The 12289-nt window shown below is 64.6% G+C and carries 9 protein-coding genes; 5 read left to right on the plus strand and 4 right to left on the minus strand.

Annotated features, from left to right (window positions below; genetic code table 11):
* The first annotated feature begins 170 nt into the window (after positions 1–170).
* Complete coding sequence (locus tag ACI3K3_RS17970) at positions 171–1541, plus strand: SRPBCC family protein (protein ID WP_404916153.1); 1371 nt, start codon at positions 171–173, stop codon at positions 1539–1541.
* A 157-nt stretch (positions 1542–1698) separates the two neighbouring features.
* On the opposite strand, the gene ACI3K3_RS17975 is transcribed toward ACI3K3_RS17970, so the two are convergent.
* The 3 genes from ACI3K3_RS17975 to ACI3K3_RS17985 are packed head-to-tail and all read right to left on the minus strand — an operon-like array spanning position 1699 to position 5975.
* Complete coding sequence (locus ACI3K3_RS17975; protein ID WP_404916115.1) at positions 1699–2547, minus strand: sulfotransferase family protein; 849 nt, start codon at positions 2545–2547, stop codon at positions 1699–1701.
* Positions 2544–3839, minus strand: coding sequence for a DegT/DnrJ/EryC1/StrS family aminotransferase (locus ACI3K3_RS17980; protein ID WP_404916117.1), 1296 nt, complete (start codon positions 3837–3839; stop codon positions 2544–2546). Before ACI3K3_RS17980 ends, ACI3K3_RS17975 begins: the two co-directional genes overlap by 4 nt.
* Before the next feature lie 36 nt (positions 3840–3875).
* A complete protein-coding gene (locus ACI3K3_RS17985) occupies positions 3876–5975 on the minus strand; it encodes a polysaccharide biosynthesis protein (RefSeq protein ID WP_404916119.1) in 2100 nt (699 codons plus the stop codon).
* Between the two features lie 540 nt (positions 5976–6515).
* Here ACI3K3_RS17985 and ACI3K3_RS17990 point away from each other — a divergent pair.
* The 4 genes from ACI3K3_RS17990 to ACI3K3_RS18005 all read left to right on the plus strand — a co-directional run bounded on the left by ACI3K3_RS17990 (position 6516) and on the right by ACI3K3_RS18005 (position 11198).
* Positions 6516–7760 carry a glycosyltransferase family 4 protein gene (locus ACI3K3_RS17990; protein ID WP_404916121.1) on the plus strand — a complete coding sequence of 415 codons (1245 nt, stop codon included), beginning with the start codon at positions 6516–6518 and terminating at the stop codon, positions 7758–7760.
* Positions 7761–7778: 18 nt separating this feature from the next.
* A complete protein-coding gene (locus ACI3K3_RS17995; RefSeq protein WP_404916123.1) occupies positions 7779–8684 on the plus strand; it encodes a methionyl-tRNA formyltransferase in 906 nt (301 codons plus the stop codon).
* 2 nt (positions 8685–8686) lie between these two features.
* The gene (locus ACI3K3_RS18000; protein WP_404916125.1) at positions 8687–9370 is read left to right on the plus strand and encodes a PIG-L deacetylase family protein; all 684 of its coding nucleotides are present in this window, start codon (positions 8687–8689) and stop codon (positions 9368–9370) included.
* A 1087-nt stretch (positions 9371–10457) separates the two neighbouring features.
* On the plus strand, positions 10458–11198 hold the full coding sequence (locus tag ACI3K3_RS18005; protein ID WP_404916127.1) for a LuxR C-terminal-related transcriptional regulator: 741 nt from the start codon (positions 10458–10460) through the stop codon (positions 11196–11198).
* 61 nt (positions 11199–11259) lie between these two features.
* Here ACI3K3_RS18005 and ACI3K3_RS18010 read toward each other — a convergent pair whose 3' ends face one another.
* Positions 11260–12180, minus strand: a complete 921-nt coding sequence (locus ACI3K3_RS18010; protein ID WP_404916155.1) for a formylglycine-generating enzyme family protein — start codon at positions 12178–12180, stop codon at positions 11260–11262.
* Between the last annotated feature and the right edge of the window lie 109 nt (positions 12181–12289).

The raw sequence follows: 12289 nt of genomic DNA on the forward strand, positions 1-12289 counted from the left end.
CCCTTTTTCGTCGTATCGCCCCGGCGTTGCGCTGGAGGCGTGCTGCCGCTGGAATCAGCGGGCGCGATGGCTTAATGAACAGTCCTGTTGATAACGGGAGAGGCCACGTGCAAGAAACGGGCAAGCTGCAAACCGGTACAGGTCGGAACGACACTCTGACTGCGCGGGACATGGACGAGGAACGCCTCGCCACCTATCCCACCACCGCCTTCCTGTCGAAGGACTACCTTCAGGCCGAGAAGGCGTTGCTCTGGCCGAAGATCTGGCAAATGGTGGAGCGCGAAAGCGATCTGCCCAATCCGGGCGACTGGCTGACCTACAACGTTGCCGACGAATCGATCATTGTTCTGCGCAAGGACGACGGCTCGCTGCGCGCTTTCCACAATGTCTGCCCCCATCGCGGCCGACAGCTGGTTTCGGTGCCCGACATGCTGCCGGGGAAGGTCCATTCCGTGCGCGGCAGCAACCGGCGCAATTTCATCTGCGGCTTCCACGGCTGGACCTTCGACCTCGAAGGCCAGAACACCTACATCCTCGACCCGCAGGACTGGCAGAACAAGCTGACGCCGGAGATGACCTGCCTGTCCGAGGTTCAGGTCGATACCTGGGGCGGCTACATCTATATCTCGATGGACCCCGATGCGGTTCCGCTGAAGGAATGGATGGGCCGCGCGGGCGAGATCCTCGACCATTTCGACCTGGCCGGGATGCACTACAAGTGGCGCCAGTGGGCGATCTACGACTGCAACTGGAAGACGGCGATCGAGGCCTTCCTGGAACCCTATCACGTTGCCGGCACGCATACCCAGCTACTGGCCTATGGCGACTACTATGCGCTGTCGAAGCAGTACGGGCTGCACTCCGTCTCCAGCTACGACACCCGCGACAGCAAGTTCCAGATGAGCGAAAGCGCCGGCACCACCCGCGCCGGCAAGGGTGACGACGCCCGCGTTTCGACCTACGAACTCATCCGCGAAAACTACGAGACGGTGAACTACTCCGCCTCCACCGAAACGCTGGTGAACGCCGCCAGCCGCCTGGTGGACGAGCTTCCCGAAACCGCCACGCCGGGAGAGATCATCGCCCACTGGCTCAAGTCCGCCCGGGCGGACGATGCCGCGCGCGGGGTGATCTGGCCGGAAGTCCCGCCGGAGATCAAGAAGGAGGGCGGCCTCGCCTGGGGCCTGTTCCCCAACCAGAACATCCTCCACGGCGAGACGTTCGCTCTCTGCTACCGCGTGCGCCCCTATGGCGACGATCCGGACAAGTGCGTGTTCGAAAGCTACGCCCTCGAACGCTTTCCTGATGGCGAGGCACCGGAAACGGAATGGGTCTATGCCGATCCGATCGGCGAGAACTGGGGCTCGGTGCTGGCGCAGGACTTCTCGAACATGCAGTTCGTGCAGAAGGGCATGAAGTCCAGGGGCTTCCGCGGCCCGCTGCCCAATCCGCACCAGGAGCAGAAGGTGATCAATCTCCACCGCAACCTGGCAAATTTCATGAACGGCATGGGCGCGCCGACCCTGCTGGAAGTGGACTGATCAGCGCTTGAAAGAACCGTCGTCCCGGACTTGATCCGGGACCGCTGTCAAGGCCGCGCCACCTTTCGAACGTGGCTGGGGCTCGTCGAAAGGCTGCGCCTAAAGAACTGACAGCGGTCCCGGATCAAGTCCGGGACGACGGGTGTCTTCCACCTTTTCAGGCGGCGCTGCGGGCGGCTGTCTTCCAGCGCGTGAGGTCCAGCCCGCAGATCGCCTCCAGCGTCTCCACATCGCGGGCGTAGAAATCGCGCAAGTGTTCGCGCAGCCCCGGCACCAGGGGCGGGTAGACCATCTCGCGGGCGAGTAGCGAGCGGACATTCTCGAACACCGATGTGCCGCGCAGCGGGCGCACGGTGTCCTTGAGCGGGGCCAGCGCCTTGCGCAGCGACAGGGGCAGGATGGCGGAGCGGCTGCTGTTTTCCTGCGCACAGGCCCGTTCCGACCGGAACACTGGCGGCACGCCGATATGGCCGGACACCGCTTCGACGATTCGCTGCGGTTGAACGGTCACGTCGTCGTAGAGGTAGATGAGAATCTGCTCGCGCGGGAAAAGGTCATACCAGCGTGCGAGATGGCGTGCGTAGAGCCCGTCCTGCAGAAAGCGCGGATAAGGATTGTCGAGCGAACGCAGGTATTCTTCCGGGGCGCCGGTGATGGTGCCGCGCCGGTAGAACATCTTGTAGTCCGAATAGGCGCGGTCGATGGGATTGCGCAGTTGCAGGACCAGGCGGGCATGGGGCAGGTCGCGGGCGATCCGCTGCGCGGCCAGCGGATGGGCCAGATAGTCTGCCGATTTCTCGCCGATCGCCAGGGCATCTTTCGGGCGGTCCGCGAAGAAGTTGCGGTACCATGAGGCGCCGCGATCGTATCCGGCGCTGAAGTAGTGCGGCTCGGGATCGGGCATGAAGATCGCGGGATTATCCTGGAGGCGGGCCTGTATCCAGGTCGTGGCCGCCTTGACCGCGCCGATGACTAGAAAGCTGGGCTGCCAATCCTTGGGCTTCATCGCGTACTCGGCTCCCTCATTGCCGTTCCGATCTCCTCGGCCATGCGCAGCATGTCGGCGCTTTCGAGTGTATGGTCGACCGGGAACATCAGCGTCCGGCGTCCCAGGTCCACGGCATTGGCCAGCTGCCCATCGCGACGGATCGGCAGGCCGGACAGGGCGTGTTCCCGGCTCATGTCGGGACAGGAACCGCTGCCCGCCGGGATTCCCCGCGCCACCAGCGTCGCCAGCACCGCGCGGCGGCGTTGCTCCGCCTGTTCCGCGTCACCGCTCAGCCGGACATGGAACTTGTACCAGGCGTGGCCGACTTCGGCGGGCGGTTCGGGCAGGATCAGCCCCGGCACGTCAGCCAGCGCGTCAAGCAGCGTCTCTGCATTGCGCCGACGCGCGGCAAGCCAGCGCGGCAGCTTAGCAAGCTGGCAGCGGCCGAGCGCGGCCTGCATCTCGGTCATGCGATAGTTCGAGCCGGGGGTGTCGTGGATATAGCGGAAGGCGCCGGGCGTACCGGCGCTTCCTGTGTTCCTGACTCCCGTGTTCTGGGCCCCCGTGTTCTTGCCTTCCATGACTTTGGCGAAGCTCTTGCCGTGGTCCTTGAAAGCCCATCCGCGCAGCCAGGCCTGGTGATCCCGGAACAGCAGCAGCCCGCCTTCGCCGCCGGTGGACATGATCTTGTCGGTACAGAACGAGAAGGACGAGGCCGCGCCGAAAGAGCCGACCTGGCGGCCGCGCCAGGTGGCGCCGTGGGCCTGCGCGCAGTCCTCGATCAGATGCAGCCCGTGCTCGCCGCAGATCCGGCCAAGCGCATCCATGTCGCAGGGCCAGCCTGCCAGGTGGACGCAGATCACCGCCCGCGTCGCGGGCGTCACCAGCCGTTCCACCGAGGCGGGATCGATGTTCTGGCTCACCGGATCGATGTCGGCGAAGACCGGCAGGGCGCCGACCGCCAGCACGCAGCTGGCCGTTGCGAAGAAGCTGCGGGCCGGCACGATCACCTCGTGGCCGGGCCCCACGCCCAGCGCGCGCAGCGCCACTTCCAGAGTCAGCGTGCCGTTGGCGAGGCACATGCCTTCGGGCATGCCGACGAAGCGGGCGAATTCCGCCGCGAACTCCCGGTTCTGCTCGCCATGGACAAGCGCGTTGACCTTGCCCGAGCGCAGGACATGGGCGACGGCCTCTATCTCATCCGGTTCGTGGCGCGGCCAGTGGCTGCGGACCGGCTGCGGCGGCGCGGGTTCGAGCGTTTCCGACGTCGGGGAAAAATCCTCGACCGCGGGCGGGGATGCCAGGTTCACGGATGTATTCTCCTTCGAAGGGATAAGGGAAGAAGGTCAGGCCTTCACCGGCTCGCCGGCGTCCTGCGGGCGGTTCATGCCGGGGTTCTCGACCACTCCGAACCCGGCGCTGCCGCTGGGCACCTTGACCAGGGTATGGGTGATCCGCCGGGCCTCGGTATGGTCGCCCAGCTCCACCGCGCGGGCCAGCCGGTCGATGCTGCGCGAGATGAAGGGCAGCGGGATCGGCTTGGACTGCGCTTCGAAAATGCCCTTGATGCCCGAGGGAAGCTGCTCCTCGCAGATGTCGAACAGTTCCTCGTAGAGCTTCTCGCCGGGGCGCAGGCCCACGAATTCCACCGGCACGTCGATCTCGGGCTGGAGCCCGTAGAGCCGGATCATGCGATAGGCGAGATCGACGATGCGCACCGCCTTGCCCATGTCGAGCACGAAGATCGTGCCGCGCTGGGAGTTCTGGCTGAGCGCGGCCGAGCTGCTCTGGAGGATCAGCTGCACCGCCTCGCGCACGGTCATGAAGAAGCGCTCGATGTCCGGGTGGGTCACCGTTAGCGCACGGCCTTCGCGAAGCTGGCGGTGGAACAGCGGGACGATCGAGCCGCTCGACCCCAGCACGTTGCCGAAGCGCACGGTCATAAAGCGCGGAGCATCGGGATCGTCCACGCCGCACATGTCCAGCGCCTGGCTGTAGAGTTCGCCCACGCGCTTGGTGGCGCCCATCATGCCCACCGGGTTCACCGCCTTGTCGGTGGAAACCTGGACCATGGCCTTGGCCGAAAACTCGCAGACCGCGTCGGCCACGATCCGCGTGCCGAGGATGTTGGTGTGCACGCCGGCGCAAGGGCTGGCCTCGACGATCGGCACATGCTTGAGCGCGGCGGCGTGGTAGACGATCACCGGCCGGTGGCGTTCGAACACGCGGCGCACTTCGTCACGTTCGCGGATGTTGCAAAGCTCGGGCTGGACGTCGAGGTCGGGATACTGCTCGCGCAGCTTCATCTCGATGGCGTAGAGGTGGTATTCGCTGTGCTCTACCAGCACCAGGCGCGAGGGACGGAAGCTGGCGAGCTGCCAGCACAGTTCGCCGCCGATCGTGCCGCCCGCGCCGGTCACCAGCACGCACTTGCCGGTGATCTGGCTGGTGATCTGCTCTCCTTCGAGCGTGAATTCGCTGCGGCCGAGCAAGTCCTTCACCGACAGCTCGTCGGGCGAGGCGCCGTGGTTGCGTTGGAGGATATGGCTCCAGCCGTCGCGGATGCGCGAGAGTTCGAGGCCGAGGTTGCGTGCGCGCGAGGTAAGCCGCGCCATCTCGCGGTTGGACAAGTCGGTGCCGTCGTCGCAGGCGATCGCCAGCGCCGGGCGCCGGCCCTGGAGTTCCAGCGTCTCCACCGCGTGGGCAAGGTCGTCATGGCTGCCCAGCACGGGGACATTGGCGATCTGTTGCAGCGTATCGTTGGCGACGGGCAGCAGGACGCCGGTGACCGTGAAGCTGGGCGAACTTTCGCGCTTGACCATCTCGATGATCGACAGCGCCCAGTCCGGCGAGCCGACCAGCAGCGCGCCGCGCAGGTTCTTGCCGTCCACATGGGTGGGAAGGGCCTTGGCGGGTTGGCTCATTTTCTCGCGAAGGGCGCGGCGGGCGCCCCGCACGAAGAACAGCGCGGTCATGGCGAACAGCCACTGCGCCAGCGCGATCTCCACCAGTTGCGAGCGTTCGGCGCGCACCCCCGGCACGATCATGATCGCAACCCAGGCCAGCGCGAAGGCGGGCAGGGTCAGCATCGCCAGCTGGATCGCATGGGCGAAGCTGAAATAGCGCCAGCTGCGGCGATAAATGCCCGCGGTGTAGAAGATGCCGATCACCACCAGCGCGAAGGACACAATCGCGCCAAGATGCCCGTCGGACTTGGGAAACCCGGTCTTGCCGATCAGTTCGAAAGCCAGCCCCAGGGTCAGCGCCAGGACGAAGAAGTCGATCGTCATCAGCACCGTGTTGCGGAAGGTGCGGCGCAGGCTGAACTGCGCGGCGGACGAACGGGAGCGAGGGCCCGCCGCCCCGAACTTGCGCACTTTGAGGAACCTGTTCGCAGCATCGACCGGGATGGCCGAGGCACTGCTTCCTGTCGCGGTATGGCTCATTGCGTCGACCTTCTCAGCTCTCGCTTTTCAGCTTCCTGGACCAAGCATCCCAGAGTGCCGCTCCCATCGGATCCGTCGGTCGGTCCTGATAATTCGGAGCGGCATTGTCCCAGCACTCTTTCCGGTCCATCCGTTTGGTCAGTCCCTCTGGACCGTCTCGTCGGAACCCATTCACGGGGGCCGGAAAAAAGCAGGCTGGCCGCGTTCGGCCTTGTCCCTTCATGATCTATTGACCATTTCCGGCACACGCACTTGTGCATGAAGCCATCAACCGTAATTGCCGATACTCTTGCGAATAGGTCGCGCCTTCGACTGTCGGACATGGGGCTGATCCAAAGGGAGCGAGCCGGGCGGAGGAAACCCATCCCTTAATCGCCGCCGGGTATCTCGAAGGGCTATCAGCCGATTAGTCGCTTGCGATCGGCGGTTCGAGGGCCATCATTCAGGACGAAACGGGATGAGGCGAACACGCGGGGGCGTGAGCCTCGCGTGGGCCGCGTTTGCGACGCCACCCCGTCCAGCCTGGGGCTCGATCACGCAATGAAGATACTTGTCCTGTCCAGCCTTGCCTATTCGCTCACCAACTTCCGGGGCGCGCTGCTTCGCGAATTGAAGGCGAACGGGCATGAGGTCGTCGCCGTGGCGCCGGATGGCAATGCCGCGGTGGAAAGGGATCTGGCCGCATGGGGGATCGGGTTCCGGGTCGTGCCGATGGCGCGCACGGGCACGAATCCGATCAAGGACGCGGCCCTGCTCTCCGCCTACGTCAAGCTGATGATGGCCGAGAAGCCGGACCTGGTCCTGGCCTATACGCAGAAGCCGATCATCTACGGCGGGATCGCCGCGCGCATGCTCTGCGTGCCGCGCTTCTTCGCGCTGATGTCGGGCCTCGGCTATGTCTTCAGCGAGGACAGCGGGGCGCGCAAGGGCCTGCGCTGGGCCGTGACGCGGCTCTACCGGGAAGCGGTGCGCCGGGCGCGCGGTGTCTTCGTGTTCAATGCCGACGACCGGCAGGACATGATCGACCTCGGCATCGTCACGCCGCGCCAGAACGTGATCCAGGTGCCCGGTTCGGGCATCGACCTCGAACGCTTCCGCCTGGAACCGTTGCCGCGCAATCGGCTGCGTTTCCTGCTGGTGGGACGCCTGATGCGCGATAAGGGCATCTACGAGTTCGTCGAGGCGGCGCGGCAGCTCAAGCGCGATCACCCCGACGTGGAGTTCTGCGTGCTCGGCCACTACGAGCGCGACAATCCCACCGGGATCGACGAAGTGGAATGCACCCGGCTGGCGCGCCAGTATCCGGTGCAGTTCATTCCCGGCACCAGCGACGTTCGGCCCTATCTGGCGAGCTGCTCGGTCTTCGTGCTGCCTTCCTACTATCGCGAGGGGCTGCCTCGCACGATCCTGGAGGCGATGGCGACGGGCCGTCCGATCATCACCACCGACATGCCCGGCTGCCGCGAACCGATCATCGAGGGCGAGAACGGCTTCCTGGTGGCGCCGCGCGATGCGGGGGCGCTCAAGGCCGCGATGCAGCGCTTCATCGAGGCTCCGACGCTGGTGACCAGCATGGCCGCCCGATCGCGCGATCTGGCCGAGAAGATCTACGACGTCCGCAAGGTGAACCACCAGCTTCTGGACGAGATGGACCTCCTGCGCGAACCTTGGAACGAACCCGCCACGATCCGCTCCGACCCGGCGCCCGGCGTCGATCCCGCGCCCGCCAGCATGGGGCCGCAAGTGCAAGGCGCCACGGGCGCCTCACGGGCGGTGGCGGGCTGAGATCGGGGGAGAGGGGCGATGCGTGCTGTCGTGATCGGGGCCGTGGGCAGTACCCAGGTTCTCGTCGAGGAACTGGCCGAGGCGGCCGAGTGGGATCTGACCCTGGTGGGCACGCTGCCGCCCGAATTGCATGGGCGCCATTCGGATCTCGTCGACATGGCGCCTTTCGCGGAGAGGGCCGGGGCGAGGCTGGCGCATATCGCGCGCACCAACGATGCCGAGGTGCTGGAGATGGTTCGCGCCGAGCGGCCGGACTATGTCTTCGTGGTCGGCTGGTCGCAGATCGTCGGCCCGGAGTTCCTGTCGATCGCCGCGAAGGGCGCGATCGGCTACCATCCGGCGCCGCTGCCGCGCCTGCGCGGACGCGCCGCGATTCCCTGGACGATCCTGCTGGACGAGCCGATCTCCGCCTCCAGCCTGTTCTGGATCGCCGAGGGGACGGACGACGGCGACATCCTGGCGCAGCACTATTTCCACCTCGCGCGGGATGAGACGGCACAGGGGCTCTACGACAAGCACATGGACGCCTTGCGCGCGATGTTGCGCAGTGTCCTGCCCCGGCTGGCGGCCGGAGAGCAGCCGCGACAGACGCAGGACGAACGCTATGCCACCTGGGCCACCAAGCGCACCCCTGCGGATGGGCTGATCGACTGGCGCGAGCCCGCGCCTGCGATCGATCGCCTCGTCCGCGCGGTGGGGAGGCCCTATCCGGGGGCTTTCACGCATGTGTCCGGGCGCAAGCTGACGGTCTGGTCGACCCGGCCGGTGCACGGCGGCGAGCGGCACCACGCCATTCCTGGACAGATCATGGCCAGCCGCGACGGGGTGCTGACAGTCCAGACCGGCGAGGGGCTGCTGGAACTGACCGACTGGGAACTTGCCGAGGGCAAGCCGCCGGCCCTGCATGCCGTGCTGAAAGGATAACAGTGCCACTCGATCACTACGGAACGGTCCTGGTCGTCGCGCCGCATCCCGATGACGAGATCCTCGGTTGCGGCGGCACGATGGCGCGCATGGCGCAGGCGGGGATGGACGTGCAGGTGGTGGTGGTCACCAGCGGACGGCCGCCGGCCTTCTCCGAAGAAGGGGTGGCACGGGTCCAGGCCGAGATGCGGCGGGCCCATGCCCATATCGGCGTGAGCCAGGTGCACATGCTCGATTTTCCGGCAGCTTCGCTCGACATCGTTCCTGCCGCCGAGCTGAACGCCGAACTGGGGCGCGTGGTGCGCGCGGTACGGCCGGACACGCTTCTCGTGCCGTTCCTGGGCGACATCCACCAGGATCACCAGCTTGCCTTCCTGGCGGCGATGGTGGCGGCCCGGCCGCGCGACCGCACGGTGCCGACGCGCGTTCTCGCCTACGAGACCTTGTCCGAAACCAACTGGTACGCCGCGCCCTTGACGCCGCCTTTCGTGCCCAATGTCCACATCGACATCGCCGGCACCCTGCAACGAAAGCTCGAAGCTTTCGCGATGTTCGAAAGCCAGGTCCGCGATTTTCCGGACGAGCGTTCGCTGATCACGATCGAGGCCCTGGCGCGCCTGCGGGGCTCGACGGTATTTTCCGAAGCGGCCGAAGGCTTCGTTCTCGTTCGCGCCATAGAGCGCTGACGCCCATTCCCCTCCGTTTGTCATCCGGATCCCGAGTGGCGTAAACCGCTCCCGGATTGCCGCGCGACCTCCGGGCGCTCGTAATGACGAGGTGCGGAGGTTTCAGCCCCGATGGCACAGGTTGGGCATGGAGCCCAGGCAGATGTCGGTGGCGAAGTTGCGAGATAGAACTCCTATCCTGCTTTTCGTCGACTGAACTCAAAACCCATATGTATAGATCATGAATACTTCGCCGCAGTCTTTCGGCGAGGGTCGCGAGCGGATCACGGCGCTATGCGAAAGGATAAGCTCATCGGGCGTGATGAGGCTCCACGACGAGCTGCGATCGATTCGGCAAGTTAGCTTACCGTACAACCGAAAGTGCAAATGGGCGCTCACGAATGCTGCGGCGCATTACGTGGTTGGTGCAAGCGCGAAGGCATGGCGGGCTCGCTTGCGAATCGGGTCACAATTTTCATTGGGCAACCGCAGAATGGCGCTGCCCTGGGCCTGACCGCAGCGATAGCCGGTGCAGCGCGAGTCGCGGGCAGAAGAAATGGCGGTTTTGCGTGGGTCGAGCAAAGCTTTGCTGCATGCGCGACGTGATGCCGAAGCTGCCGACCGGGCGGGGAAATTCCGCCTTGCGTTAGGCTATGTAAGCTAACGCATTGAAAAAGGCTGAACTTATTCGATAGCTACTCCTTTTGGGGTAGCCTGTACCAGAATTATACATCTGACTCCCTGCGAGGCAGAATGAACTTTTGGCAAGGGGTGGGTATCCCGCTGATCATAGGGGGAATTCGGTACCATCCGGAATGTAGATGGGGGGCTCGAATAGAACACAACCACCCCCTCGACTTAAAGACGAGGATATGATCTAAGGTGATCTACCTAAGGTGTGGGTGGAAATAGGGGGCATACAAAGGGGGGCAGGCCATTCTGGCTATCTCATCCGGCGATTGTCGATAATTTCTAATTCGGGATCTGTCCGAAAGGGCGGTTCTTTGACTGTTCTTTCCTGCGCTTGGGTGTGTAAGGAACAGTCCTAAAACAATATTATAACATGTATTGGGTCGTCCGTATTTCCGTTATTCAGGAGAGAAAGACGATGTCGACTTTTGATGAAGTATCCGTGAGCATTGTCGGTTTCAACTCCCTCGTGAGGGAGGGGATCTGCAAGATCCTCGACAAGTGCGAATTCAAGTGCACTCAGTTCTTCAAGGACTGCGACGCGGTGCTCAGCGACAGCAATATGCCACCGGTGGGGCTGACGGTTTTCGACATGGGAACCTGCGGCGACCTGCTCGAATGCCTTCCCGCCATGAAGGAGCGCCATCCCCAGATGCGCGCGGTGCTGCTGACCGACGAATTCGAATTCGGCCAGATGGTGGAAGCGTTCCAGCTCGGCGCCCATGCCTTCCTGTTGAAGGAGATCGGTTCCGAACCGCTGATCGAGTCTCTGCGATTGGTTAACCAGGGTGAAAAGGTATTGCCCAGCGCGCTGCTTCAGCATCTCCCGCAGAAGCAGGTCATCGCCGAAGGCAAGGCCGAAGTGCAGGTGCAGCTGAGCGAACTGCTGTCCGAACGCGAGATCGATACGCTGCGCTGCCTGGTCATGGGCTATCCCAACAAGGTGATCGCCTATCGCCTGGATATCAGCGAGGCGACCGTGAAGGTCCACGTCAAGGCGATCCTGCGCAAGCTGATGGTGCAGAACCGTACCCAGGCTGCGATCTGGGCGGTGAACCAGGGGCTCATCACCCATGGCGGCGAATTCCGCGAGACGGTGGACTTCGTTCCCGTCGAGGAAGTGAGCCGCGCTCCGGTAGCTCTCGCGCTGGCGCGTTGATCAGGCCGTAACGACATCGTCAAAGGGGTGGCCGGGTTTCTCCCGGTCGCCCCCTTCCGCCTTAGCGGACCACGCAGCGGAATCCGATATGCGTGGTCGCGGTGTCGATCATTTCGGGGTGGCGCGCCGCCGGGCGATAGCGCTGGCAGTAGTTCGCAGCGCAAAGGTGCGAGCCGCCCTTGATCACCTTGCGGCCGATCTTTACTTGCGGCTGCGCGGGATCGAAACTTTCCCTGAGCTTCGCGCCTTTGGGATTGCTGATCGCGCAGCATGAGCCGCCCGGCTTGGTGCCGCTCTGCGGTCGTTCCGACCACCAGTCCCGCGTCCATTCCCAGGTATTGCCGATCATGTCGTAGAGGCCGTAGCCATTGGCGGGGAAGCTGCGGACCGGAGACGTGCGTTCCCATCCGTCGAGGCACTGGTTGGCGAACGGGAACAGGCCCTGCCAGTAATTGGCCATCATCCGGCCCTCCGGCGCGAGTTCGTCACCCCAGGCATAGTCGGCGTCTTCAAGCCCGCCCTTGGCGGCAAATTCGAACTCGGCCTCGGTCGGCAGATCCTTGCCCGCCCATTCCGCATAGGCCTGGGCATCGGCATAGGCCACATGGACTACGGGATGGTCCCATAAGTCGAGCGCATCGATATCGCTGTCCGGCCCCAGCGGATGACGCCACAAGGCGCCGAATTCGAAATTCCACCAGTTTCCCGGGTTGGACGTATCCACCGGCTTGGCCGTCTTGCGGAAGACCAGCGAGCCGGCGTGCGCCATCTCCGCCGGCATTCCGGGGTAGTCCTTGGGATCGGGGGCGACTTCGGCGACCGTGACATGGCCGGTCGCCTCGACGAAGCGGGCGAACTCGCGATTGGTGACGGGCGCTTCGTCGATCCAGAAGGCATCGACCGAGACCCGGCGCAGAGGCGCTTCCTCTGGGTAGAAGGTTTCCGAGCCCATCGTGAAGGTGCCGCCGGGCAGATGGATCATGCCGCGCAGGCGCGCGTCACCGGCAGTCGGGGGCAGGGTCTCGGTCATCCAAAGTCCTTTCGGTCGATCTCGGCTCTGACCCTAGGGCTGCTTTGGCATGGCGCCAAAC

Origin of the sequence: Novosphingobium sp. ZW T3_23 (assembly GCF_044987305.1) — a bacterium.
Taxonomy (GTDB): domain Bacteria; phylum Pseudomonadota; class Alphaproteobacteria; order Sphingomonadales; family Sphingomonadaceae; genus Novosphingobium.

Bases quoted from the DNA above. Each gene is read 5' to 3' on its own strand.
- ACI3K3_RS18010 (WP_404916155.1), bottom strand. From the start codon at position 12,180: ATGATCCATCTGCCCGGCGGCACCTTCACGATGGGCTCGGAAACCTTC.
- ACI3K3_RS17975 (WP_404916115.1), bottom strand. From the start codon at position 2,547: ATGAAGCCCAAGGATTGGCAGCCCAGCTTTCTAGTCATCGGCGCGGTC.
- ACI3K3_RS17970 (WP_404916153.1), top strand. From the start codon at position 171: ATGGACGAGGAACGCCTCGCCACCTATCCCACCACCGCCTTCCTGTCG.
- ACI3K3_RS17990 (WP_404916121.1), top strand. From the start codon at position 6,516: ATGAAGATACTTGTCCTGTCCAGCCTTGCCTATTCGCTCACCAACTTC.
- ACI3K3_RS17995 (WP_404916123.1), top strand. From the start codon at position 7,779: ATGCGTGCTGTCGTGATCGGGGCCGTGGGCAGTACCCAGGTTCTCGTC.
- ACI3K3_RS17985 (WP_404916119.1), bottom strand. From the start codon at position 5,975: ATGAGCCATACCGCGACAGGAAGCAGTGCCTCGGCCATCCCGGTCGAT.
- ACI3K3_RS18005 (WP_404916127.1), top strand. From the start codon at position 10,458: ATGTCGACTTTTGATGAAGTATCCGTGAGCATTGTCGGTTTCAACTCC.